Origin of the sequence: Romboutsia maritimum (assembly GCF_002251085.2) — a bacterium.
GTDB lineage: Bacteria > Bacillota > Clostridia > Peptostreptococcales > Peptostreptococcaceae > Romboutsia_B > Romboutsia_B maritimum.
Window position 1 is genome coordinate 102,189 of the sequence record NZ_NOJZ02000006.1, and the last position, 25,053, is coordinate 127,241.

The following is a 25,053-nucleotide window of genomic DNA, read 5'->3' on the forward strand; positions in this document are numbered from 1 at the left end:
TTAACATAACCCCTTTCCTATGTCATGTGTATTTATTCCACACCCATTACATTTATGTCTACAGTCAGGAGATATTGTATATTGTTTTGCTTTTTCATTTTCTCTTTCTAAGAACTTCTTAGTAACACCAACATCTATATGATCCCAAGGGAATACTTCTTCATATTCTCTTTCTCTATTAGCATAAAACTCTATACTTAAATCATTTTTCTCTATAGCGTCTTTCCATGTATCTAAATTAAAGTGTTCTGACCACCCATCAAACTTCGCTCCAGACTTAAATGCATCATATATAACTTTCCCTATTTTTCTGTCTCCTCTAGCTATAACAGCTTCCATTAAACTAGTTTTTGAATCATGGTAGTTATATTTTATGTCTCTATTTTTTAACTTTTTAACTAAATGTCTTTGCTTTTCTATAACATCTTCTGTTTTATCTTGTCCATGCCATTGGAATGGTGTAAATGGTTTAGGTACAAATGTAGAAGTACTTACTGTAACTCCAAAGTTTCTTGTTAGTTTTCCATTATGAACATTTCTGTATGTATCTATAACATCATAAGCAAGTTTAGATATTCCATCTAAATCATCGTAAGTTTCAGTTGGAAGACCTATCATAAAGTAAAGTTTAACATTATTCCATCCCATTTCAAATGCTTTTCTAGTAGCATTTGATAAGTCTTCTTCTGTTACACCTTTATTTATTACATCTCTTAGTCTTTGAGTACCTGCTTCAGGTGCAAATGTTAAACCTGATTTTCTTACTTGTTGTATTTTTTCAGCTATCTCCATAGAGAAATTATCTAATCTTAAAGATGGTAAAGATATACCTATATTCTTAGGTGTATATTCTTCTACTAAATAATCTGTAAGCTCTGATAATTGACTATAATCACTTGTACTTAAAGAAGATAATGATATTTCATCATATCCAGTATTCTTAACTAAAGCAGCAAGAATTTCTTTAAGTCTTTCTACACTTTTTTCTCTTATCGGTCTATATATCATCCCTGCTTGACAGAATCTACATCCTCTTGTACATCCTCTGAATAATTCTAAAACTATTCTATCGTGTACAGTATCTATGTAAGGTACTATTAATCTATCTGGGTAATCTACATTTTCTAGATTTTTTATTATTCTTTTCTGTGGCTTAGATGGTACATCTTCTCTATTTGGCACAACTTCTTTTACAGTCCCATCTTCATTATATGAAACATCATAAAAACTAGGTATATAAACACCTTGTATCTTAGATACTTGATATAAAAAGTCTTCTCTTGTAGTCTTATTTTTCTTCCATTTTTTGTACTCTGATATTACTTCTAGGTTTACTTCTTCACCTTCACCTAAAATTACTATATCAACAAAATCAGCTAATGGCTCAGAATTATAAGCACAAGGTCCTCCTACTAATATAAATGGATCATCTAATTTTCTTTCCTTTTTAAACAATGGTATATTAGCTAAATCTAATATATTTAATATATTTGTATATGAAAGCTCATATTGAAGTGTAAATGTTACAAAATCAAAGTTAGTTATCGGCTCTCTTGACTCTAATGCGAATATTGGAATATTTTTTTCTATCATTATATTTTCCATATCAATCGCAGGAGAATATACTCTTTCACAAAATACTTCTTCGTCTTTATTTATTACATGATAAAGTATATGACTTCCTAAATGACTCATTCCAACCTCATAAAGGTCTGGGAAGCATTGTGCATATCTTATTAAGTTTTTATTTGTAGTATCTTTATGAATCGAATTTATTTCATTTCCAAGATATCTAGCAGGCTTCTCAACCTTCTTTAGTACTCTCTTTAATTCTACCTTATTCATTTATTATTGAAACCTCCAATAAATTTTATTGTTTTATAAGCATAAGTATTATTATACACGATATAATATTATGTATCAAAAGTTTATTAAAATATCTCTTTGTAGTTTTTCCAATTTATTTCATAATTATATGATTAATTCTTTTTATTTTTTATAAAAATTCATAATAACTATTAATATTAGTTTTCTAATGATTTATAATTAAACTATGCATAAATCATTTTTTTGTTTGAAGCATAACTATGTGGGTATAATCTTTATATCACGTTAATTTTAGGAGGAATCGTAATGAGTGGAGTATTTAAAATAAAAAAGGATATCTACTTTACAGGTGTTGTAGACAAAGATTTAAAAGTCTTTGATATAATAATGGAAACTGAATTCGGAACTACTTATAACTGCTATTTAATCAAAGACGAAAAAACTGTTTTATTTGATACTGTAAAGCCAAATTTCAAAGAAGAATTTTTAAACAATATATCAGAAGTTACTGATATTAAAGATATAGACTATGTTGTAATTCATCATACTGAACCTGATCATGCTGGTAGCTTAAAATATATCTTAGACTTAAATCCTAACATAGAAGTTTTCTGTACTAAAGCAGCTAAATTATACTTAGATGAACAAATAAACAAACCATTTAAATGCCATGTTATAAAAGATGGAGAAACTTTAAACATAGGAAAGCGAAATATTAAATTTATAACAGCACCTTTCTTACACTGGGCAGATACTATGTTCACTTATATCGAAGAAGATAAAACATTATTTACTTGTGATGCATTTGGATGTCACTTTGCAAGTGTAGATGCTGATGCTGTTGAAAGTGAAGACTATTTAAAATCAACTAAGCACTACTACGACTGTATAGTTAAACCTTTTGCTAAGCACGTATTAAATGCTATAAATAAAGTTGTTGAACTTAATATCGATTTTGATACTATATTAACTTCTCACGGTCCAATGCTTACTAAAGATCCAATGGCAGCTGTTAAAAGATATCTAGATTGGTCAACTGAAGTTATCAATACCTCTAATCAAAATCAAATTGCTGTATTCTATTTATCTGCTTATAATAATACGTTAGTAATGGCTAAAAAAATAGAAGAAGGATTAATTTCTCAAGGAGCAAAAGTAACATTATACGATTTAGAAAATATAAATTTAAAAGAAATGCATGATGCAGTTGTTATGTCTAAAGTTATATTACTAGGTTCTCCAACAATTAATAGAACAATGGTTAAGCCTATGTGGGATTTATTCTCTGTTATAGATCCAATGGCTAATCAAGGTAAAATTGCTGGAGTATTCGGATCTTATGGCTGGAGCGGAGAAGGAATAACTATGGCTGAAGCATTACTTAAATCTATGGCTTTTAAAATGCCACTTTGTACTATAAAGAAAAAATTCTTCCCTTGTGATGAAACTCTAAATGAATGTTTTAATTTAGGAGTGGAATTTGCTAAACTAGTGAAATAATTAATATATAAACAAAAAGGTGAACTCTAAAATATGAGTTCACCTTTTTGTTTATATATTAATTTCTTTGAATCTTAGTTTTTCTAACTTCCCTCCAAGCAAGCTCTCCTCTATCTAGCGCTTTTATAAAAATTTCCGCTGACGCTAAATTAGTTGCTATAGGTACATGATATACATCACATAATCTAATTAGAGCTTGTATATCTGGTTCATGTGCCTGAGATGTAAGTGGATCTCTTAAAAATATAACTAAATCAATATCTTGAGTTACCAATAAAGACCCAATCTGCTGATCTCCTCCTAAAGGTCCTGAAGCTAGTCTATTAATTTTTAGCTTAGTTTCATCCATGATTCTCTTTGCTGTTGTTCCAGTTGCATAAAGTTTATATCTACTCAATATAGATTCATAACCTATACAAAATCCTACAATTGTATCTTTCATTTCATCATGTGCTACTAATGCTACATTCATATATACCTCCGTTATGCGTTAAAAGTTTATCTTCTTCTTTCTCATACATACATTTAATACCAACCCTAAGTTAGCTAAAGATGTTAATAAAGAACTTCCTCCATAACTTATAAACGGAAGGGTTACTCCTGTTACAGGAATTAAAGCTACCGTCATCCCAATATTTTGTATTACTTGATATGCAAACATACTCATTACTCCAACAACAATTAGAGTTCCATAAAAATCTTTTGCTTCCCGCGCTATAGAAAGCATTCGAATTAAGAAAAATGTATATAGACCTATTACCAATGCCATACCTAAAACACCTAATTCTTCACCTATTACAGCAAATATAAAGTCACTTTCTTGAACAGGTAAGAATCCTTCTTGGTTTTGACTCCCATTATACAGTCCTTTTCCTGTAAATCCACCTGAACCTATCGCTATCATTGATTGAATTACTTGATAATTTCCCTTAAGTGTTGGATCTTCAGGACTTAAAAATGCTTCTATTCTTTCCTTTTGATGAGATGCCATCACCATATACATAAGAGGCATTGATACTAACAGTATTATTATACCTCTTTTTATCAATTTCAAATCAAGTCCTGCTGTAAATAACATCCCTACTATTATACAACTAAATACTATTGCCGTTCCTAGATCTGGCTGTGCAAACAATAATCCTAAAAATGGAGCTGCGTAAATTAGTAAAGGAAGTATTTCTTTTATATTATTTAGTTTACCTCTCTTTGATTCAACTATCTTTGCATAACTTAATATAAAAGTTAATTTAACTAACTCTGATGTTTGAAAATCTAACGGTCCTAAACTCAGCCAAGATCTAGCCCCACCCCTTTCAGCTCCTATCACTGGTACTAAAACTATAGCCAAAAGTACTAAACTTACTATATAAAACGCTTTATAATACTTCCCTAAAAAATTATAATCAAATAATAGTATTGCTATTATCATTCCTACACCTAATATAAATGCTATTACTTGTTTATATATTTGTCTAAAACTTCCTGTTTCATTTGCATGTGTTGCACTACTTAATATCATAAGCCCAAATGAGAATATTACTAAAACTGTAATTATAAGTTTCCAATCTAACTCTTTTATTAACTTAATTGTCGACTTGTAATTTATCAAACTATCACCGTCTTTCTAACCTTTAAACTTAAATAAAGGGGCATACATCTATAAAGATGCCCCCCTTTGAAAATCATATTAAATCTTTCTTTCTTTTATATACTTTAATGGTATATTCGCAACTAATGCAGATACCGGCATATCTTCTTGATCTCCTCTTGATTTAGACATTTTTATTTCTAAACCATCCTCATCTATTTCTGCATAATTAGATATAACTCTTAATATATCAGATTTAATCATGTCTAAGAATTGGGGAGAACAATCCACTCTATCATGAACTAAAACTAACTTTAATCTTTCCTTTGCTACAGACTTGCTAGTTTTAGCTTCGTTAGAAAAAACTTTAAATATATCTAACATGGATAATCCTCCTTCACTACTTGGCCATACCAAACATTTTTTTTATCTTACTAAAGAAGTTACTTTCAGGTTCAACTTCTACTAATGGTATATCATGTCCTAAAATCCTTTTAGCTATATTCTTATATGCCCTTCCAGCACTAGATTTACTGTCTAAAATTGCTGGCTCTCCTTTGTTAGTTGATACAATTATACTTTCATCATCAGGAACTAAGCCTAATAATTTTATAGCTAAGATTTCAATTATATCTTGCTTGTCCATCATATCACCACGTCTAACCATATCTTGTCTAATTCTGTTAATTACCAACTGAATATCCTTTATTTCATTTGCTTCTAACAATCCTATTATTCTATCTGCATCTCTTACAGCAGATACCTCTGGATTTGTCACTACTATAGCTCTATTAGCTCCTGCTATAGCATTTTTAAATCCTTGTTCAATACCAGCTGGACAATCTATTATAATATAATCAAATGATTCTTTTAGCTTTTCACATAGATCTGACATTTGATCTACAGAAACTGCATTTTTATCTCTAGTTTGTGCTGCTGGTAATAAATATAAATTTTCAAATCTTTTATCTTTTATTAATGCTTGTTTAAGTCTGCAAGTACCTTCTACTACATCAACTATATCATATACTATTCTGTTTTCAAGACCCATAACTACATCTAAGTTTCTAAGTCCTATATCTGCATCCACTACAACTGTTTTTTTGTTTTCTAGGCTTAGAGCAGTTCCTAAGTTTGCTGCGGTAGTAGTTTTTCCAACCCCACCTTTACCAGATGTTATAACTATAACTTCGCTCATAAAATACTACCCCCTATGGATTCCTCGTTATTTTATTATTTTAGGCAAATAACTTTCTATTATGATTCTTCCTTTGCTCACAAAGGCTATTTCTGGCATAACTTCTTTATCTTCATCATAGGATTGTTCATCTTCATCATCATCAGGTGCTTCTGCAATATTTTCTGATATTTGTAAAACCTTTGGACTCAGATGATTAGCAACTACATATGCCTTATCATTCCCATTAGCTCCTGCATGTATAAATCCTTTTACACTTCCCATAACTGTAACATTTCCTCCAGCTACAACTCTTGCTCCTGAACTTATATCTCCCATAACCACAGTATTTAAAGTTGAGTTCACTTGTGAGCCTGGTTTCATATCAGTCATTACAATTATATCTCCATCAAATTCAACATTTTCTCCAGATCTCAAGTTATTTATATATTTAGTTCTAAAATTATCAACTTCTCTTTTTATTTCTTCTTCAATGAACTCAACATCAAATCTAGATACAATATCATCTTTGATTTGTATAATTTGTATATCGCTTAAACAGTTACAGTTAATAGCACATATTTTAGCTCCATTAAAAAAACCTATAGACGTTTCTAGCCTATCTATTAAACTTTCTTTTATTTCATCAAAAGATGCAACTCTTTTAATATTTACTATTAGCCCTCTCTTACTGCCTTTAAACTCTACTAGTTCTTCAGCTGTAAATTCTTTTAAAGACATAACAACCTCCAGAGTGATATATAATTTTATATATTCTTCATTATAATTTCAAATCCTCTTATTTTTTAATTTGAGAAGTGAAATTTATACCTTTATTCTCCTTAGAAGTCGAGCTGTCAGAACCTTCATTTTGATTTGATTCTTCTTTATTTTTACTCTTCGTATCATCCTTTGTTAATCCAAAATACTTTCCTATCATCTCTCTTACTGGTAAAAGAGCAAAACTACTTTCCTCTCCTTGAGGTATCATAGCCACAACAGCTATTTCAGGATTATCCGCTGGAGCAAATGCAACAGACCATGCAAATGAACCATAATTTGACTTATATTGATCTATCTTATCATCACTTAATTTCGGGTTCAATTCTTTTATAGCTTTTCTTAAATAAGTTGCATTAACCTTGTCACTATCTTCTAGTTTAACACTTACTCCCTCTTTAAGCTCTTCTTCAAGTTTTTTTCTTTCTTCTTCTTTTAAATCTTTACTTTTTAGTTGATCTTTAATTTCTTCTTCTTTTTCCTTAGTTAACTTTGCTTCTTTTTCCTTTTTTAAACTACCTGCTAATTTTTTTGCATCATTTACTGAAACACCATAAGCAGATATATTTTTTAATAAATATTCATATTCATTAGCTGTTGGTATCTTACCACTTTTTTCAGCAGTTCCTGTTTTAGCTGCGACAGTCACTCCTAAATTTGCAAATAAAGTCTTAGACCCACTGACTGTAGTAACTCTTTTCATACCTTCTACTAAATGTTTTAAATTATCATTATTTTTAAAAGGTATTTTTTTTGAACTATTAGTATCTATATCTACAGATGAATAATCATTAGATATACTTCTATCTATAACAGATAAATCCACTAAGTTACCTCCATTTGCTATAGATGCAGCATATCTTACCATCTGAGCAGGTGTGTATGCATTTTCCCCTTGTCCTATTGCAAGGTTAAATGTATCTGCAGTACTCCACTTAGCAAAGTTAAGATAACTAAATACTATATTATCTGCTAAACTTTCTACTTTATTTTCTTTTACTTTTAATTTTGTAAGTCTTTCCATAGCTTCTACTCTACCTGGAGTCTTATCTTCGGCAGCCCAACTAACTATTTCTTCTATTCTTTCGTTGTATTTTTCAGGATTTTTAGCTTTAGTTATATCCGTAAAAACATTTTGCATCTCTTTACTCAAATAATTTCTCAATGTCGCTTGAGTTGTAATTAATTTTTGTTCCTTACTAGGTACACTTCCTGCTCTTTCTTCTATTTCATTAGACAAGCCAGTACGTTCATTTAATCCAAATAATTTTGCATATTCAAGTATTTTATCCGCACTCATTGATTCACTCGGATTTTTTCCACCTGTCCAATTTTTACCTGTAGCAATAGTATAGAAATATATATTACAAGATTCTTGTATTGCTTTATATAAATTTGTTGATCCATGATTCTTTTTAAATTTATGCCATACATAATCACCAAATGGTCTATTACCTAAATAAACAACTCCTGGATCACTTATTGTGTAATTAGGATCTAATCCATTCTCTAATGCTGCCATACCAGTTATCATTTTAAAAGTAGATCCTGGTTGGAACACACCTTGAGTTGATAAGTTCAATAACGAACTTGGTGCTAATAAATCATTTTTATTTTCTGGCTGTAAAGCTTGATAATCTTCATAAGATATTCCTGTTACAAATTTACTAGGATCGAAATCAGGATAACTAGCCGTTGCTAATACATCACCTGTTTTAACATCAATAGCCATAACAGCTCCTGATTTTGCATTAGGTGCCGTACCTGAAACGGTCTTATTTCCAAAATCACTTTCAAAAGTTCCTCCGCTTCTAGCAACTTCTAATGTTCTTTTCAATGAACTTTCTGCTACTTCTTGTAAATCTTTATCAATGCTAAGATATACAGTCTCACCTGATTTAGGCTCAGAAACTTCTAGTTCTTTAGTAACTCTACCTAAAGCATCAACTTGAACCTTTTTATATCCATCAGTCCCTTTTAACTTTCCTTCATAGCTAGATTCAATTCCAGCAGTACCAATCATATCTCCCTTAGAATATTTTTTTTCAGTTTTTGATAAATACGAGTCTTCTTGAGTAGAAGACATTTTTCCCATATATCCTATTACATGTGAAGCAAGTGATCCATTTGGATAATATCTTACAGGTTCTATAGAAACCGATACTCCAGGTAAATCTATAGCACTTTCTTCAATCTGAGCAATAGTTGATTCACTTATATCTTTTGCAATTGTAACTGGATTATATTGAGAGTATCCTTGAGATTTTATTAAATCCCTTACAACCAAGATTTTTCTCGCATCTGCATCACTCAATCTAGAATCAATTTTATAAATTGCATCCTCAGTTCTTATTTGTTCAAAAGCTTTTTTTGCACTTACATTAAGATCATCAATTTTGTATCGTCCTAGCCAGTCATTCTTATTTTTTTCTTCTGTAAATATCCACTTTTTCACAAGAATAGGTGGATAATATCCATTTTCATTTAATTTAGATTGTAGTTTTGAAGAATCTAATTTTTTTTCTTCTTGAGATAATAGACCTTCATCAACTAGCTTATCAACCAAATAATAAAAACTTTCTTTTGCGTTCAATTCATCAGGTATACCATTATTTTTTTTATACTCTCTTATATTTTTATCAAAAGTATAGTAATACTTTCCGTTTTCTGTATATATGGGAAACTCATCTATATATTCTTCATTATTTTCTTCTAATAATTTAATTATTTTAAGAGATATATCATTTGCCATAGATTTCCCATCAGAATCTGTCCTATTAATTCCATCTCCTGATACTTGAACTGTAAATAAATTTTTATTTCCAGCTAATAATCTTCCAAATTTGTCCCTTATTTCACCACGAGCAGCTTTTACAGGAAGTTCCTTATACGTCTTATTTTCTGCTAATTCTTTGTAATGTTCATATTTGAAAGTTGTCATATAAACTATTCTCAATAAAATTATTACAAAAACTACTAATATAATATTTTTCATTATGATAAATCTATCATTTTTTTTATTTTCTTCCATGCACTCACCAACTAATCTTCTTTAAGTTTTAATACTGATTTTTTAGATAATCGATACAATACTAAACTAAGTAAACTATTCATTAATGGTATCATAATGATTCCTTTAAATGCTAATACCAATATACTGTAGCTTTTATAAACTAATGTAACTGCAAATATGTTAACCATAGAATCAAATAAACTAGTAATAAAAACTAATGCAAATATAGTTATAGAACTTTCTTTATATATTTTATCTCTTAGATGGCTAATACTATACGCTATAGCAAATAGTATCAACGAATTAACACCAAATACCCCACCTACAGTTACATCCTTTATAAACCCTAATATACCTCCTATTATACCTATTTCTAACTCATCTAGATATAAAGAAATTATAGTTATATATATAAGTATTAAATTAAAACTTACACCAAATACATTAATATAATTTGTGATGCTATTTTCAACGCTTACCAATAAAATTCCTAAAAGACAAAGTAAAATTCTCTTCATTTTTTATAATCCCCTTTATCCTATATTCCTTGGTTCAACTACTGTAACATCATCGACATTTTTAAAATCTGCATAAGGCTTAACAATAACATATTTTAAAGACTTATTTTTATCTTCAATGACCTTATCAATTTCTCCTATTGGTATTCCCTCTGGGTATAGCCCTAAACCAGATGTTAAAACCACATCTCCAGGCAATACTTTATAAGATGAATCAAACATATATCCTTGTAAATAGCCTTTATTTTTATAAGTATCTTTATTTTCTATATTGGTATTCTGAGTAATAACACCTTTAAAATTAGAATCTTTCAATAATTTAAAGCTTACAGATGACTTAGTATCTAATAGCGAAATTGCTTTGCTATAGTTTTTAGAAACCTCATAAACTACTCCAACTAATCCACTTCCGTTCATTACTATACTTTCCTTTTTAACACCTGAATTACTTCCAGCTCCTACTACAAAACTTTCATACCAATTACCATCATTCTTTCCAACAACACTAGCTGATATGCTATTAGCTTGATATTTTTCATCAATAAAATTCAAAGATTTTTTAAGAGAATCTAAAGATTCAACTTCATCTATTTTTTTATTTAAATTTTCTATTTCTGCTTGTAATTTTTCATTTTTACTTTGTAAATTTTCTATTTTATTAGCATTATTTTTAAAGTTTAATAAGTCTTTAAAATTACCTTGTAAAAACGTAAATCCATTGTTAAATCCTCGTTCTAATGTAGCTGTTGCATCTAAAACAACACCTGTATTTAACGGATTTTTACCTGAAAATCTTCCAATTGATATTCCTACAATTCCAATTAAAGTGATAGCAACTACTCCTGTTGCTACCACTTTAAAATTAATTTTCTTTTTTTCTTTTTTATTTTTATCAAATTTCAAGTCTATCACCAACTTTATTACTTTCTAGTATTCATCATTAATACTTTTTCAAATATTTCTTGATCTTCTACTGATTTTCCAGTTCCTAAAGCTACACAATCTAATGGATTATCTGCTATTTGTACTGGCATACCAGTTTCTTGTTTTACTAATTTATCAAGTCCTCTAAGTAATGCGCCCCCTCCAGTTAACATTATTCCGTTTTCCATTATATCTGATGCTAATTCTGGTGGAGTTTTCTCTAAAGTTGATTTTATTGCATCTACTATTGAGCTTATAGGTTCTTTTAATGCATCTCTTACTTCTGTTGAAGATATTTCTACAGTTTTTGGTAATCCTGAAATTAAATCTCTACCTCTTATTTGCATATTAGTCTCTTGATCATCCTTAAATGTAGATCCTATGCTTATTTTTACATCTTCAGCTGTTCTTTCACCTATCATAAGGTTGTACTCTTTTTTAACATAACTTACTATAGATTCATCAAATTCGTCTCCACCGATTCTTATAGATTTCGCAGTTACGATTCCTCCTAAAGAAATTACTGCAATTTCTGTAGTACCTCCACCGATGTCAACTACCATATTACCTTCTGGCTCTTCAACTCTAAGACCAGCTCCTATTGCAGCTGCCATAGGTTCTTCAATAAGATATGCATCCTTTGCTCCTGCTTGTCTTGCTGCTTCTTCTATAGCTCTTTTTTCAACTTCTGTTACTCCGAATGGTACACATATTGCTATTCTAGGACTTACAACTCCTTTTTTAGCTGCTGCTTTTTGTATAAAATAGCTAAGCATTGATTGAGTAACATCAAAATCAGCTATAACTCCATCTTTCATAGGTCTTATAGCTACTATATTTCCAGGTGTTCTACCTATCATTCTTTTAGCTTCTTCTCCTACAGCTAAAACTTCCTTACTATCATCTCTTATTGCAACAACAGATGGTTCTCTGACTACTATACCTTGTCCTTTTATATAAACTAAAGTATTTGCCGTACCTAAGTCTATCCCCATATCTTTTGTCATTTTATTGAATCCAAATATTGATCCAAATCCTTTTTTCTCTTTTTTTTCTTTCTTTTCCTTAGCCATTTTATTGCTCCTTCCTACTATATAAAAATCAAATTATCATATTTTCTTTAAAACTAAAATATAATCCATCACCTATGATTATATGGTCTATCACTTCGATTCCTATTAATTCTCCACATTTTATAAGTCGTTGTGTGACATCTTTATCCTCTTTAGAAGGTTCGATACTTCCTGATGGATGATTGTGCATTAATATTATTTTATTACTACTTCTTTTTATAGCTTCTCTAAAAACTTCTCTTGGATGAACCAATGACGAATTTAAAGTTCCTACAGATACATCTATGTCCGATATTATCTCATTTTTCGTATTTAAAAGAACCACCTTAAAAACTTCTCGTTTTTGATATCTCAAACTCTCCATATAATACTTGTAAATATCCCATGGATTCTTTACTCTGTATTTTATTGGTTTATAACTTGCAACTCTTATACCTAGTTCTAAAGCTGCTTTTATTTGAGCTGATTTAGACAGACCTATTCCTTGTATTTTGCATAATTCTTCTAAGGTCATCTCTTGTAGATATCTTATTCCTTGTAAGTCTTTATTTATTATATAGTTAGCTAATTCAATAGCATTTTTTTGTTTAGTACCTGTTCTAATAATTATAGCCAATAATTCTGCATTTGATAGGCTTTTAACACCATGAACAAGCATTTTTTCTCTAGGTCTTTCTTCTAATGCCATTTGCTTTAATGTCTTTGACTCATCCAAAGACTTTTTCAGCTAAATCACCCTCCATAAAAAAGATTTATACCAAAATGTCCTTTTAATAAATCGCTTAATCTAGAAATGGGCAATCCTACTATATTAAAGTAATCTCCTTGAATTTCTTCTACTAATAAGGCTCCATATCCCTGTATTCCATAAGCTCCTGCTTTATCTAACGACTCATTGGTCTGTATGTAATCTTTTATATCCTCTTGTGATAATTTTTTAAATTTAACATTACTAACTACATAGTCTAATACCTTTTTATTTGAGACTAAATTAATTAAACTAATTCCAGTTATAACTTGATGTGTTTTTCCTGATAATTTACTTATCATTTCATAAGCTTCATCTAAATCTTTAGGCTTACCTAATATAACATCATCTAATACCACTATAGTATCAGCTCCTATAACTAAATCATTTTTATATTCAGACGCTATATCCATACATTTTTCAAAAGCTAGTCTCATTACTACCGATTTTGGTGGCTCATGTTCTAATATAACTTCATCTATCTCACTTTTAATTGTATCAAATTTCATATTTGTATTCTCTAGAATTTCTTTCCTTCTAGGAGATGCTGATGCTAATATTATATTCATTTGTTCACCTCATTATTGTACTTAGAATTAGTACTTATTTAGTTTATCACTATATTGTAAAAAATTCAACGCAAATGTCGAACGATTTGATTACACAATTGTTATATTTTTATATTTTTTTTACTTAGTTTATTTCCACTCTTTATGCAATCGTTTTCCACTAGGAAAATATGAGGATATTAATTTACGTATTAGATATAAAAATTGGTTAAACCTTTCATTTACATATTTTTTGATTATATTTTAAATATAACTATTTAAAGGTATGGAAAATCCATACCTTTATCTTATCCATATTATATAATTTTAATAGCCTTTTTCGGACATTTTTCCATACATAAATGACATCCAACACATTTATCAGGATCAACCTTATGTTTTTCTTTTAACTCTCCTTCAATTGCATCAAATTTACATTGTTTCTTACAGACAGTACATCCAACACACAATTTTTCATCTATTATTACTTTTTTTCTCTTAGTCAAGTCGCCTTTTATAACTTTTGTTGGACATTTTTCTACACAAACCATACATTGAACACATTTATCATAATTTATTTTTGCTATTTTATTTTCAAATTCAATTGCTTCAAATTTACAAGATTTAGCACATAACCCACAGCCAATACATCCCACACTGCATTTTTCTTTGACTGTTTTACCAAACTCTTTACTATTACATTCTACAACTACTTGTTGCTTATAAGGTTTTTTAACTATTATACCTTTAGGACAAATATCTATGCATTTCCCACAAAGTACACATTTCTCTTCATCTATGACTGCAACTCCATCTTCTATAGATATAGCTCCAAATTTACATACATCTTTACAAGTCCCAAGCCCTAAACATCCAAACTTACATGCTTTAGCTCCTGAGTTTAAAACGGCTGCTGCTCTACAATCTGATATTCCTTCATATTCATATTTATTCTTAGCCTTTTCACAAGTTCCTTTACAAATAACCTTAGCTACTTGTTTTACTCCTTCTTGCTCACTAACACCCATTATAGCTCCAACCTTAGATGCTACAGTCGCCCCTCCAACAGGACATCCATTTACAGGTGCCTTTCCTTCTACTACTGCTGTTGCTAAACCTGAACATCCAGGAAATCCACATCCACCACAGTTTGCTCCTGGAAGTACTTCTAATATTTTTTCTACTCTTTCATCTACTTCTACGGCAAATTTCTTAGAAGCATACTCTAAAATAGCTCCAAATATTAAACCCAATACTCCAAGGAATAATATCGCCTTTAATATCGCCATCTACTTTCCCCCCTTATTTATAGCTTTATAAGTCCTGTAAATCCTAAGAAAGCTATCGACATTAGTCCTGCTGATATTAATGTTATAGGGAAACCTTTAAAAGCTTCTGGTATATCAGCTAATTCTAATCTTTCTCTTATTCCTGCAAATAAAACTATTGCTAATGTAAATCCTGCTCCTGCTCCAAATCCATTTACTATTGTTGGTATTAAAGTATATCCCTTCTCTACATTAACTAATGCTATCCCAAGTACTGCACAGTTTGTAGTTATAAGTGGTAAGAAAACTCCTAATGCTTGATATAAAGCAGGACTCATCTTTTGTATTACCATTTCAACAAATTGTACAATTGATGCTATTACTAATATAAATGCTATTGTTTGTAAAAATTGATTTCCAGTCTTATCTAGTAATTTTTGTATAAAATAAGTTATAAATGATGCTAAAGTCAAAACAAATGTAACTGCTGCACCCATCCCAACTGCGGTATCAACTTTTTTAGAAACTCCTAAAAATGGACATATCCCTAAAAATTGAGATGTTATAACATTATTAACAAGAACTATACTTAAAAATAAAAGAATTAAATTCATTTATTAATCCCTCCCCTATTACGCTTTTTTACTTCTTAATTTATTAAACCCTGCCATTAAAAATCCTAATGTTAAAAATGCACCAGGAGGTAATATAAATAATAGTGCTGGTTGGAAGGAAGCTCCGAATATACTCCATCCAAATATACTTCCTGCTCCTAATATTTCTCTTACTGATCCTAATACTGTAAGTGCTAAACTGAATCCAAGACCCATTCCTAATCCATCAATAGCCGATACTACTGCTCCATTTTTAGATGCAAAACTCTCTGCTCTTGCTAATATTATACAGTTAACGACTATCAATGGTATATATAATCCAAGTGCTTTATCAAGTGATGGAACATACGCCTTTAAAAGCATTCCTACTATTGTAACAAATGTTGCTATTACTACAACAAAAGAAGGTATTCTTATTTTATCTGGTATAAATTTTCTTAACAATGATATAGCCATGTTTGAACAAATTAAAACTACAGCAGTTGATAATCCCATTCCAAGACCATTTACAGCTGAAGTTGTAACAGCTAAAGTTGGACACATTCCTATAACTTGAACAAACGTTGGGTTCTCATCTATAAGACCATTTTTAAATGTCTTAGCTAAATTCATAACTTCTCCCCCTATCTATTTATTAAGAGAACTATTATATACTTGTATAGCAGTATTTACGCCTTTAGTAACTGCTGCAGATGTAATAGTTGCTCCTGAGATTGCTTGTATTTCGTCTTCTCCTGAAGTACTACCTTTTACTAAATTAAGTTTTTTTGCTTCCTTGTCTTTAAATTGATCACTAAATTGTGGTTCTGATGCTTTTGCTCCAAGTCCTGGTGTTTCTGACATATTTCCTGTTTTAATTCCTGTAATTTTCCCATCATTAGATATTCCAACTATAATCTCTATTTTGCCTCCATAACCTTTAGGTAAAACCTTTATAGTATATCCAACTACACTAGAACCATCGGCTCCCTCGTATACTTCTTCTATTAAATTATCAATATTTTCGTAGTCACCTTCATTAATTTTTTTAAATTCAGTCGCTTCAGGAAGTACTTTTTGTCTTGATTCATTATTAGCTTGAATATTCCTTTGTTCTATAACTGGAGCTGTTATTTGATTTGTAGCTCCAAGAGCTAAAGCTGCTACTGCACATATTATAAATAAATTAAGCCCCAACTTAATTATGTTATTCATTATTTTGACACCTCCCCAAATACTCTATTACTAATGTATTTATCTATAAGTGGTGTCACTACATTTACTAATAAAATTGAATATGATACTCCTTCTGGGTATCCTCCATATAATCTTATTACAGAAGTTAAAACTCCTGCTAATACAGCATATATTATTTGGCCCTTATTTGTCATAGGTGATGTTGTATAATCCGTAAGCATGAAGAAAGCACCTAACATAAGTCCACCTGCAAACAACTCATATATTGCAAAATCTATATTAAACCCACCCAAAATAAAAGTTAATATAAACACTGTTCCTATGTAGAACACTGGTATTGTATATTTTATAATTCCTTTATACATAAGATAGACTCCACCTAATAAAATTAATATAGCTGAAGTTTCACCTATACAGCCTCCAATATTACCTATAATCATATCTGTTAAAGTTATTCCACTATTAGAAATAGCTGTCAACCCATCTGATCCTGATTTTAAGAAGCTTAATGGTGTAGCTGTAGTTAAAGCATCTAAATTACCTGAGCTAACCCAATTAACTCCAGTTTTAGTCCATGTAGTCATTGCTACTGGAAATGAAGCTAATAAAAATGCTCTTGATCCCAATGCTGGATTTAAAAAATTATTTCCTATTCCTCCAAAAACCATTTTTACAACTATTATTGCAAATGCTCCACCCATCAAGCTCATCCACCAAGGTAGTGAAGCTGGAACATTAAATGCTAATAATAACCCTGTCACAACAGCAGAAAAATCATTTATCGTACTTTCTTGTTTAGCTATTTTTTGAAATAAAAACTCTGATCCTACTGACCCAAGTATACAAAAAAACATTACATTTAATGCACTTAGTCTAAAAAAATATAATCCTGCTAGCGTAGCTGGAAGAAGTGCTATTATAACCTGTTTCATTATATATGACGTATCTTCATTACTTCTCACATGTGGAGAAGATGATACAATTAACTTACCTTCCATATTCTTTCCCCCCTAACCTATTTATTTGTTAGCTGTTTGCTTTCTCTTTATATTAATTATCTCTTTTTTAGCATTTCTTATTGATTGTAGTAGTGGTCGTCTTGCTGGACATATAAATGAACACGATCCACATTCTATACAATCTAAAGCCCTATGTTGTTCAGCGCTTTGAAAGTCATTTTTTAATGAATATGCACTGATATACAAAGGCTGCAAAAATGCAGGACAGACATTAGTACATTTTCCACATCTTAAACAATTTTGAGGCTTCGGTGTTTTAGATTCCTCTATGCTAAGGCATAGTATTCCTGAAGATCCCTTATTAGTTGGAATATCTATTGTATATTGAGCTATTCCCATCATAGGACCTCCCATTATAACTTTTCCTAACTTTTTATCTTCTCTGAATCCGCCACATTGTTCTATAATTTCCGAAACTAAAGTACCTACCTTAGTTATTAAATTTTTAGGTTCTTTTATACAACTACCTGTGACAGTTGTTATTCTTTCAATTAAAGGCATTCCTGTTTTTATGGATTTTGCTATTTGAGCAGCTGTTCCTACATTATCAACTACTGCCCCTGCATCCATTGGTAAGCCTCCAGATGGAACTTCTTTACCTGTACAAGCATATATAAGTTGTTTTTCTGCTCCCTGTGGATATTTGATTTCAAGGCTAACAACTTCTATATCACTGTAATTTTTAGCTACATTTTGAACTGCCTCTATTGCATCTGGCTTGTTTAATTCTATTCCTATATATCCTTTTTCTACGTCTAGAACTTTCATTAAAGCTCTTAATCCAAGCACTACATCTTCTGGGTATTCTATCATTAGTCTGTGGTCTGCTGTAAGATATGGTTCACACTCTGCACCATTTAAAATTACTACGTCAATTTTTTTGTCGGGTGGTGGTGATATTTTTACGTGATTTGGAAATGTCGCTCCCCCCATACCGACTATTCCTGCTTCTTTGATGATTGATGTTATTTCTTCTTTAGTCAAATCTTCTAAATCTCCATTTGGTTTTATACTCTCATGCAGTTCTTCTTTAAAATCATTTTCTATTACAATACATTGAGCTGATCCTCCAGGAACTTCATGCTCCTTTATCTCAATAACTTTTCCTGAAACTGATGAATGAACATTACATGAAACAAATCCCTGTTGCTCCCCTATTTTTTGTCCTAGTTTAACAATATCTCCAACTTCTACTATTGGTTTGGCTGGTGCTCCTATATGCTGTTGAAGAGGTATATAAACTATTTTCGGACTTTGTGCTCTTTCAATTGTTTTTTTGTTAGAGTACTCTTTTCTATATGGAGGATGTATTCCCCCTTTAAACGTTAAGAGTTGCATCTCTTTACCCCCTTTATTTAATATAAGCATATTAAATTGATATATTATAAGTATACTATATATAATGTAAAATCTTAACAATTGTTAAAAAAATATCCCTATTTTTCAACGTTTTTATAGTTTTTCTATGATTTTACTTTATAAAAAAAAGGTTGTTTTAATACAACCCCTTTAAGCTTTTTGTATGGATTCTATAAATGAAAAGTAACCTTGCATACATGAAATTAACAAACTCTGACTTATATGACTTTGCTGCTCATTCGCTGACTTTGAAGCTGTATCAATTTTTTCATTTACATCCTTAGTATATTTTATTAAATTTTCTTTAAAATAATTCATTTCAGAATAATTAATATTTTCTGTAAATTTACCTAATGATTCTACTATATTTTTTCTATCAGTTAAAATTTTATTATATGTTTCTAAATCTACTTTTTTTGTATTCTTTATCCAAAATGTTGATTCTTCTTTAAAACTTGTTATTAATTTGTTTAATTCCTTAGATATATTTTCTATTTCTTTATATTTATTTGTATATTCTAACGATAGTGTTGGAACTTTCATTTCTGCTACAAATGAATCTGGAAATACCTTTCTTACTTTCTCTAAATAACTTCTAGTAGTATCTTTATCAAAAAATGAATATGTCTGTACTTTTTTTAATTTATCTATTTGTACTACAGAAAAAGGTATCTTATTGTCAGTTAATTTCCCTTCTATTTTTTCCAAGTCTTTATCATTATCTACAGACGCAACTTGTACATCATAAACGCTCCACCCTTCTATTGTTGCAAGTTTAACATTATCCTTATCTTTACTTTCTTTAACTTCATCTGATTTTTTTTGTTTCTCATTTTCGTTAAATACATCTTTAGACTTTTCTTTATCATCTTTTATATTACTTAATTCTTTTTCTAAATCCTTATTTGTTATAATTTTAGATTTACTTAATTTTAGTTTATCTAAAAATGATATTTTTTCAAATAGATTACTTGGCATATGAAAATCATTAAAGATATTACTGTCTTTTAGCTTTATATATCCATATCCGCCTATCAAACTCAAACATAAAATAGTTGTTAAAATTCTCATTTTTTTAACTTGATGTTTTTTATTAAATCCTCGGTATACTCTTCTTCTTTTATTCATTAGTTTGTCCCCCCTAATAATATTATTGATATATATATATTTATAGAGTTGATATTTTATGAGTAAAATTGAAAATAATTAAAAAAAGCCACACATGAATAATAGTATTATATTCATTGTATAGCTTTTTATTAGTAATATGTGAACTTTAAAATCTTCTCGCACCTAATAGTACACCTGACCAATATGATGAACTTAGACTAGTTATTTTAACTTGCTCTGGATTAGTTGGTGTTCCACTACAATGAATAAATTTATTATCTCCTAAATAAATTCCCACATGACTTGGAACTCCATTTCCACCAGTATCAAAATAAACCAAATCTCCTGCTTCAAAGTTACCTTTAGAAACTTCTACACCATAATTTGCTTGATCTCTAGATACTCTAGGTATACTTTTGCCTTCTGCCTTACTATAAACATATTTAGTAAATCCTGAACAATCAAAACTATCTAATCCCTCAGCTCCCCAAGAATACGGAGTTCCTAAAAGTGAATTAGCTAAATTTATAAGTCCAGTTCTATCTGATGATTCTGTTTTATCCTGATTTATATCATTATTTGTATTATTATTTATAGTGTTATTTGTATTGTTATTTGTATTGTTTGTATTATTGTTTACTTGCTCTGTAGTTGGAACTATATACTGACTGCTTCCCCAACCAGTAATTCCATTAGCTAATTTAATCTTATACCATCCATTAGACTTTGCTACTAAATCTACTACTTCTTTGTAATCAACCTTTGATATTACCGAATAATTAGTTCCTGCCCCACTTCTTATATTTAATCTAGGACTAGCAATAATTTTTCCTCTTTGATTACTTATTGATGTATTATCAGATGTGTCCGGTTTTGTTGTATTATTACTTGATTGTCCAGTGCTTTCGTCTATATATTCACTACTTCCCCAACCAATTGTTCCATTAGACAATTTAATTTTATACCATCCATTGGATTTTTGAATTATATCTACAATTTCTCCAAAATTAGCTTTTCCTAAAATAGAATAACTAGTTCCTGTTCCACTTCTTATGTTTAATTTAGGGCTAGCAGTAACTTTTCCTTTATTATTCTGAATCATTTCTGAATTTGAAGTTTCTCCTATAGATATATATTGACCACATCCCCAGCCAGTAGTTCCATTTGGTAATTTAATTTTATGCCACCCATTAGAACTTTCTAAAATCTGAACTACCTGACCTTTATAAGCTTTTGAAATAATCTGATAAGATGTACTTGGTCCACTTCTTATGTTTAATGCACTTGTATTTATTGTTACTTTTTCCATTGCACTAGCTTCTATCGAACTAATTGTCATAGCTACAGCTCCTACTCCTAAAGTAGCAATGGCTTTTTTAATCATACTTTCACCCCCAACGTGTATTGTTTATAAAATGTCATTATTAAAATTTTTCTTAAGTATGATTTAATAATATCCTATTTCACCTATAATTGTAAATATTTCTAATAATTTATAGGAAGTATTTCTATCCAATAATTATCTGGATCAGATATAAAATAAATTCCCATATCTTTATTTTCAAAACAAATGCATCCTAATTCTTCATGCATCTTATGAGCACCTTCAAAGTTATCAACTCTTAGAGCAAGGTGGAACTCATTATCACCTAAATTATATTCTCTATCCCAATCTCTAAGCCATGTTAACTCTAACTTATGATTGTTTATACCATCTCCTAAATATACTATTATATAACTTCCATCCTCTGCTGCTATTCTTTTTATTTCTTTTAATCCTAAAACTTTATCATAAAATTCTAAACTTTTTTCTAAATTTGTTACATTAAAATTATTATGGCAAAAAGTAAATTTCATTTTAGTCCTCCTAATTAATTTATAGTTATTTTTATAATATAATTATATTATAATTTTAGCAACCACCGGATAGTGATCTGACATATTTTTTATTAAAACTTCGTAATCTATAACATTTATATTTGGTGATACAAATATATAATCTATTCTATCTAATCCTGTTGAGAAAGTTAATATATTAGACTTATTAAGTTTTTTTGCAACATCTTTTAGCTTATTTTCATCTATATCTAAGTTGTCCTCATTAAAGTCTCCTACTACTATATACGGCTCTCCTCCTAGTGAGTTTATAAATCCTATTAATTCTTTTATCTGTATTTCTCTTTCTTTTTCTCCTAATCCTAAATGAACATTTATTACATTTAGATTTCTACCATCCACATTTAAAACAGTATGTAATATACCTCTTTGTTCTCTATCACTACTTAAGTATATATGATTTTCACTTTTTATAGGATATTTAGAATACGTAACTAATCCATAATTTAATCCTAAATCAACAACATTAGCTCCAAAATGAGAAAACATATTCAACTCCTCTTTTAAACTACTTACCTGAAAACCAACTTTTGCAGATTCATTTACTTCTTGAAGACATATTATATCTGCATTACATACTCTAAGAAAATCTATTATATCAAATAGCGTAGGAAACATATCTTTATTTAGACCACTATGTATATTGTAACTAACTATCTTAATTTCTTTTTTAGTAGAAAAAAAACTTTTTTCTATAATAGAAGTTATGATAATTATAAAAACTACTAGTATAATTATACATATTTTTTTTAAACGTATACTTCATCATCTCCTAATATAAATTATATTATATGCTAATACGTAAATAGGCTATCTCAAAATCTAATAATTTTGAGACAACCTTTTTTCTTTATACTATTTGCTTCTTTTAGATAATTTTTCTTTTATTATATAATTTATAACTTTTTTTCTTATATCTTCAGCTCCATCTTCTTCTTCAACTTTTATATCTAATAACTTTGCTATAGATCCCATATCTTCTCTAGTTTTAGATTTATAACTTTCAATCAAATCATTTTTTATTTTTTCTGGCTCTAATATATATTCCTCATTACCATGTCTATAATACATATATTTTTTAGCATATACACTTCTATTTGAATATATATGATTAGATACTTTTCTTAATACTTGATTATAAGAATTTTTCATATTAACATTAATGCCTAAGTATCTTGCAAATTTAACTAATTCGTTTTTCGATTTAAATAATTCTTCTTTTTTTATGTTTTTAGCTACTAAATGGATATTATCTTGATTGGAACCACTCTTCAAAATTTTAGAATAAACTCTATTCATACCTATTCCTTGGTTAAGCATCTTTATATTTTCTTTAATTATTTTATCAACATTTCCCTCAAAGTATTTTTTTGCTCCCTTTTGAGATACAGAATTCTCAATTTCTTTGTGGGCCATATCAAGTATCATTCTTTTTAAATTATCTTTTTTACCTCTCGATTCCATGATACCCCCCCTTTAATTACTATATTATATTCATTTTTTTTTCAAAATGTGAGTTACCATCTTGAACAATTTTCATAATATAATTTATATACGTTAAATATAAATTTTATAGCTTAACAATATATATGCTTTATACTAAATTAATTAAACTTTAATATTTTAATGTATATAATTGATGAGTGTGGATATACTATTAATGTAAAATCAAACATACTCAATCTCCCCCATTTTAGACTTCTATTTATTCCCCCAATAGGAGTCTTTTTTTTATTTAAATAATCTAATCAAAAAAATAATAAAGATTAGCTAAAAATTTAGCTAATCTTTATTATTTTTTATCTTTTATTCAATTCCTTTTATTTCAAATCCTAATTCTTCTATAACAGAATTTAATTTATTCATATCTAAATTTTCATCCATATCTACTAATGCATATTTCTCTTCTAAGCTTACCTCTATAACATTTATTCCTTCGATATCCTCTGTTAGAGCTGTTTTAAGATGATTTACACAATGATTACAGCTCATTCCATCTATTAATAATTTTTTTTTCATATGTAACACCTCCTTTTATACCCTATAAGGGTATTATATCATATTTTTTTAGTATACATCAATATAGATAAAAAAACACTAGATTTACCTAGTGTTTTTTAAAAGAATCTTTATTTCATTAAATTTGCATATTGATGTAAAAGTTTAGTTGCACTATTCATAGTAGCATTATTAGTCACATTATTTTCTCTTGCATATATTACAGCTTCATTTAATGCATCTATTCTTGCATCTTTTTCTTTATCTGCTGCTTTATTATCAAATGTTGTTTTTAAAGAATCTATATCATATATCATTCTTAATGCAACTTCTGATCCTTGATGTACTTCTTTTACTAATCTATATACATCATCTACATATTCATTAGATTCCATTGCTTCTACTCTTTGTTGTGCAGCATTTGTAAATGCCATCATTCTATCATAGTTATTAACATCTGTTAAATCTGCATTATCTAATAAATCTATAGCTATTCTCATTTCTTCTATTGCGTATACTAATTCTTGATTATACTCTTGTTTATTTTCTTTAGAAGTTACATCTGCTACTTTTAATTGTTTGGAATAATTGTGTAAAAGTTTAGTTGCACTATTTATAGTAGCATTATTAGTCACATTATTTTCTCTTGCATATATTACAGCTTCATTTAATGCATCTATTCTTGCATCTTTTTCTTTATCTGCTGCTTTATTATCAAATGTTGTTTTTAAAGAATCTATATCATATATCATTCTTAATGCAACTTCTGATCCTTGATGTACTTCTTTTACTAATCTATATACATCATCTACATATTCATTAGATTCCATTGCTTCTACTCTTTGTTGTGCAGCATTTGTAAATGCCATCATTCTATCATAGTTATTAACATCTGTTAAATCTGCATTATCTAATAA

General features: G+C 29.3%; 26 protein-coding genes. 1 reads left to right on the plus strand and 25 read right to left on the minus strand.

The window, feature by feature from the left end; all coding sequences use genetic code 11:
* On the minus strand, nt 1-1,845 hold the full coding sequence (locus CHF27_RS05475) for a TIGR03960 family B12-binding radical SAM protein (protein WP_095405704.1): 1,845 nt from the start codon (nt 1,843-1,845) through the stop codon (nt 1-3).
* A 288-nt stretch (nt 1,846-2,133) separates the two neighbouring features.
* On the opposite strand from CHF27_RS05475, the gene CHF27_RS05480 reads away from it, so the two are divergent.
* Nucleotides 2,134-3,327 (plus strand): FprA family A-type flavoprotein, encoded by a 1,194-nt coding sequence (locus CHF27_RS05480; protein ID WP_095405703.1) that lies wholly within the window; start codon nt 2,134-2,136, stop codon nt 3,325-3,327.
* Nucleotides 3,328-3,385: 58 nt separating this feature from the next.
* Here the strand turns inward: CHF27_RS05480 and CHF27_RS05485 are convergent, their stop codons facing one another.
* The 24 genes from CHF27_RS05485 to CHF27_RS14180 form a co-directional block, all read right to left on the minus strand.
* Nucleotides 3,386-3,799, minus strand: coding sequence for a methylglyoxal synthase (locus tag CHF27_RS05485; protein WP_095405702.1), 414 nt, complete (start codon nt 3,797-3,799; stop codon nt 3,386-3,388).
* 18 nt (nt 3,800-3,817) lie between these two features.
* The gene (gene rodA, locus CHF27_RS05490) at nt 3,818-4,936 is read right to left on the minus strand and encodes a rod shape-determining protein RodA (RefSeq protein WP_095405701.1); all 1,119 of its coding nucleotides are present in this window, start codon (nt 4,934-4,936) and stop codon (nt 3,818-3,820) included.
* Between the two features lie 78 nt (nt 4,937-5,014).
* Complete coding sequence (gene minE, locus CHF27_RS05495; RefSeq protein ID WP_095405700.1) at nt 5,015-5,299, minus strand: cell division topological specificity factor MinE; 285 nt, start codon at nt 5,297-5,299, stop codon at nt 5,015-5,017.
* A 16-nt stretch (nt 5,300-5,315) separates the two neighbouring features.
* Entirely contained in the window at nt 5,316-6,113 is a 798-nt protein-coding gene (gene minD / locus CHF27_RS05500) for a septum site-determining protein MinD (RefSeq protein WP_095405699.1), read from the minus strand.
* A 27-nt stretch (nt 6,114-6,140) separates the two neighbouring features.
* The gene (locus CHF27_RS05505) at nt 6,141-6,833 is read right to left on the minus strand and encodes a septum site-determining protein MinC (protein ID WP_095405698.1); all 693 of its coding nucleotides are present in this window, start codon (nt 6,831-6,833) and stop codon (nt 6,141-6,143) included.
* A gap of 58 nt (nt 6,834-6,891) precedes the next feature.
* Nucleotides 6,892-9,903 (minus strand): penicillin-binding transpeptidase domain-containing protein, encoded by a 3,012-nt coding sequence (locus CHF27_RS05510; RefSeq protein WP_095405697.1) that lies wholly within the window; start codon nt 9,901-9,903, stop codon nt 6,892-6,894.
* A gap of 11 nt (nt 9,904-9,914) precedes the next feature.
* Complete coding sequence (gene mreD, locus CHF27_RS05515; RefSeq protein WP_095405696.1) at nt 9,915-10,403, minus strand: rod shape-determining protein MreD; 489 nt, start codon at nt 10,401-10,403, stop codon at nt 9,915-9,917.
* A 15-nt stretch (nt 10,404-10,418) separates the two neighbouring features.
* Nucleotides 10,419-11,315, minus strand: a complete 897-nt coding sequence (gene mreC, locus CHF27_RS05520) for a rod shape-determining protein MreC (protein ID WP_243444953.1) — start codon at nt 11,313-11,315, stop codon at nt 10,419-10,421.
* 8 nt (nt 11,316-11,323) lie between these two features.
* Nucleotides 11,324-12,400 carry a rod shape-determining protein gene (locus CHF27_RS05525; protein ID WP_095405694.1) on the minus strand — a complete coding sequence of 359 codons (1,077 nt, stop codon included), beginning with the start codon at nt 12,398-12,400 and terminating at the stop codon, nt 11,324-11,326.
* Between the two features lie 28 nt (nt 12,401-12,428).
* A complete protein-coding gene (radC, locus tag CHF27_RS05530) occupies nt 12,429-13,088 on the minus strand; it encodes a RadC family protein (RefSeq protein WP_095405761.1) in 660 nt (219 codons plus the stop codon).
* A 44-nt stretch (nt 13,089-13,132) separates the two neighbouring features.
* Nucleotides 13,133-13,717 carry a Maf family protein gene (locus CHF27_RS05535; RefSeq protein ID WP_095405693.1) on the minus strand — a complete coding sequence of 195 codons (585 nt, stop codon included), beginning with the start codon at nt 13,715-13,717 and terminating at the stop codon, nt 13,133-13,135.
* A gap of 296 nt (nt 13,718-14,013) precedes the next feature.
* Nucleotides 14,014-14,985 (minus strand): RnfABCDGE type electron transport complex subunit B, encoded by a 972-nt coding sequence (locus CHF27_RS05540; protein ID WP_095405692.1) that lies wholly within the window; start codon nt 14,983-14,985, stop codon nt 14,014-14,016.
* 17 nt (nt 14,986-15,002) lie between these two features.
* The gene (rsxA, locus tag CHF27_RS05545; protein ID WP_095405691.1) at nt 15,003-15,578 is read right to left on the minus strand and encodes an electron transport complex subunit RsxA; all 576 of its coding nucleotides are present in this window, start codon (nt 15,576-15,578) and stop codon (nt 15,003-15,005) included.
* Nucleotides 15,579-15,596: 18 nt separating this feature from the next.
* Nucleotides 15,597-16,190 carry an RnfABCDGE type electron transport complex subunit E gene (locus CHF27_RS05550; protein ID WP_095405690.1) on the minus strand — a complete coding sequence of 198 codons (594 nt, stop codon included), beginning with the start codon at nt 16,188-16,190 and terminating at the stop codon, nt 15,597-15,599.
* Between the two features lie 15 nt (nt 16,191-16,205).
* Nucleotides 16,206-16,772 carry an RnfABCDGE type electron transport complex subunit G gene (locus CHF27_RS05555; RefSeq protein WP_095405689.1) on the minus strand — a complete coding sequence of 189 codons (567 nt, stop codon included), beginning with the start codon at nt 16,770-16,772 and terminating at the stop codon, nt 16,206-16,208.
* Nucleotides 16,772-17,752 (minus strand): RnfABCDGE type electron transport complex subunit D, encoded by a 981-nt coding sequence (locus tag CHF27_RS05560; protein WP_095405688.1) that lies wholly within the window; start codon nt 17,750-17,752, stop codon nt 16,772-16,774. The genes CHF27_RS05555 and CHF27_RS05560 overlap by 1 nt, the downstream gene beginning before the upstream one ends.
* Before the next feature lie 21 nt (nt 17,753-17,773).
* Nucleotides 17,774-19,111 carry an electron transport complex subunit RsxC gene (gene rsxC, locus CHF27_RS05565; RefSeq protein ID WP_095405687.1) on the minus strand — a complete coding sequence of 446 codons (1,338 nt, stop codon included), beginning with the start codon at nt 19,109-19,111 and terminating at the stop codon, nt 17,774-17,776.
* Between the two features lie 171 nt (nt 19,112-19,282).
* Nucleotides 19,283-20,260, minus strand: coding sequence for a hypothetical protein (locus CHF27_RS05570; RefSeq protein ID WP_095405686.1), 978 nt, complete (start codon nt 20,258-20,260; stop codon nt 19,283-19,285).
* A 148-nt stretch (nt 20,261-20,408) separates the two neighbouring features.
* Nucleotides 20,409-21,626 carry a C40 family peptidase gene (locus CHF27_RS05575; RefSeq protein ID WP_095405685.1) on the minus strand — a complete coding sequence of 406 codons (1,218 nt, stop codon included), beginning with the start codon at nt 21,624-21,626 and terminating at the stop codon, nt 20,409-20,411.
* 101 nt (nt 21,627-21,727) lie between these two features.
* Complete coding sequence (locus CHF27_RS05580; protein ID WP_095405684.1) at nt 21,728-22,099, minus strand: VOC family protein; 372 nt, start codon at nt 22,097-22,099, stop codon at nt 21,728-21,730.
* A 42-nt stretch (nt 22,100-22,141) separates the two neighbouring features.
* Nucleotides 22,142-22,897, minus strand: a complete 756-nt coding sequence (locus CHF27_RS05585; protein WP_330409753.1) for an endonuclease/exonuclease/phosphatase family protein — start codon at nt 22,895-22,897, stop codon at nt 22,142-22,144.
* Nucleotides 22,898-22,993: 96 nt separating this feature from the next.
* Entirely contained in the window at nt 22,994-23,602 is a 609-nt protein-coding gene (locus tag CHF27_RS05590; protein ID WP_095405682.1) for a hypothetical protein, read from the minus strand.
* 342 nt (nt 23,603-23,944) lie between these two features.
* Nucleotides 23,945-24,157 carry a heavy-metal-associated domain-containing protein gene (locus tag CHF27_RS05595; RefSeq protein ID WP_095405681.1) on the minus strand — a complete coding sequence of 71 codons (213 nt, stop codon included), beginning with the start codon at nt 24,155-24,157 and terminating at the stop codon, nt 23,945-23,947.
* Between the two features lie 110 nt (nt 24,158-24,267).
* A partial coding sequence (locus CHF27_RS14180) for a hypothetical protein (RefSeq protein WP_158534727.1) occupies nt 24,268-25,053 on the minus strand: 786 nt, incomplete at its 5' end.

What these genes read in the sequence shown, in the direction of transcription:
- CHF27_RS05475 (WP_095405704.1), bottom strand. Translation starts at nt 1,845, where the DNA reads ATGAATAAGGTAGAATTAAAGAGAGTACTAAAGAAGGTTGAGAAGCCT.
- CHF27_RS05480 (WP_095405703.1), top strand. Translation starts at nt 2,134, where the DNA reads ATGAGTGGAGTATTTAAAATAAAAAAGGATATCTACTTTACAGGTGTT.
- CHF27_RS05485 (WP_095405702.1), bottom strand. Translation starts at nt 3,799, where the DNA reads ATGAATGTAGCATTAGTAGCACATGATGAAATGAAAGATACAATTGTA.
- minE (WP_095405700.1), bottom strand. Translation starts at nt 5,299, where the DNA reads ATGTTAGATATATTTAAAGTTTTTTCTAACGAAGCTAAAACTAGCAAG.
- minD (WP_095405699.1), bottom strand. Translation starts at nt 6,113, where the DNA reads ATGAGCGAAGTTATAGTTATAACATCTGGTAAAGGTGGGGTTGGAAAA.
- CHF27_RS05505 (WP_095405698.1), bottom strand. Translation starts at nt 6,833, where the DNA reads ATGTCTTTAAAAGAATTTACAGCTGAAGAACTAGTAGAGTTTAAAGGC.
- CHF27_RS05510 (WP_095405697.1), bottom strand. Translation starts at nt 9,903, where the DNA reads ATGGAAGAAAATAAAAAAAATGATAGATTTATCATAATGAAAAATATT.
- mreD (WP_095405696.1), bottom strand. Translation starts at nt 10,403, where the DNA reads ATGAAGAGAATTTTACTTTGTCTTTTAGGAATTTTATTGGTAAGCGTT.
- CHF27_RS05525 (WP_095405694.1), bottom strand. Translation starts at nt 12,400, where the DNA reads ATGGCTAAGGAAAAGAAAGAAAAAAAAGAGAAAAAAGGATTTGGATCA.
- radC (WP_095405761.1), bottom strand. Translation starts at nt 13,088, where the DNA reads ATGGCATTAGAAGAAAGACCTAGAGAAAAAATGCTTGTTCATGGTGTT.
- CHF27_RS05535 (WP_095405693.1), bottom strand. Translation starts at nt 13,717, where the DNA reads ATGAATATAATATTAGCATCAGCATCTCCTAGAAGGAAAGAAATTCTA.
- CHF27_RS05540 (WP_095405692.1), bottom strand. Translation starts at nt 14,985, where the DNA reads ATGGCGATATTAAAGGCGATATTATTCCTTGGAGTATTGGGTTTAATA.
- rsxA (WP_095405691.1), bottom strand. Translation starts at nt 15,578, where the DNA reads ATGAATTTAATTCTTTTATTTTTAAGTATAGTTCTTGTTAATAATGTT.
- CHF27_RS05550 (WP_095405690.1), bottom strand. Translation starts at nt 16,190, where the DNA reads ATGAATTTAGCTAAGACATTTAAAAATGGTCTTATAGATGAGAACCCA.
- CHF27_RS05555 (WP_095405689.1), bottom strand. Translation starts at nt 16,772, where the DNA reads ATGAATAACATAATTAAGTTGGGGCTTAATTTATTTATAATATGTGCA.
- CHF27_RS05560 (WP_095405688.1), bottom strand. Translation starts at nt 17,752, where the DNA reads ATGGAAGGTAAGTTAATTGTATCATCTTCTCCACATGTGAGAAGTAAT.
- rsxC (WP_095405687.1), bottom strand. Translation starts at nt 19,111, where the DNA reads ATGCAACTCTTAACGTTTAAAGGGGGAATACATCCTCCATATAGAAAA.
- CHF27_RS05570 (WP_095405686.1), bottom strand. Translation starts at nt 20,260, where the DNA reads ATGAATAAAAGAAGAAGAGTATACCGAGGATTTAATAAAAAACATCAA.
- CHF27_RS05575 (WP_095405685.1), bottom strand. Translation starts at nt 21,626, where the DNA reads ATGATTAAAAAAGCCATTGCTACTTTAGGAGTAGGAGCTGTAGCTATG.
- CHF27_RS05580 (WP_095405684.1), bottom strand. Translation starts at nt 22,099, where the DNA reads ATGAAATTTACTTTTTGCCATAATAATTTTAATGTAACAAATTTAGAA.
- CHF27_RS05590 (WP_095405682.1), bottom strand. Translation starts at nt 23,602, where the DNA reads ATGGAATCGAGAGGTAAAAAAGATAATTTAAAAAGAATGATACTTGAT.
- CHF27_RS05595 (WP_095405681.1), bottom strand. Translation starts at nt 24,157, where the DNA reads ATGAAAAAAAAATTATTAATAGATGGAATGAGCTGTAATCATTGTGTA.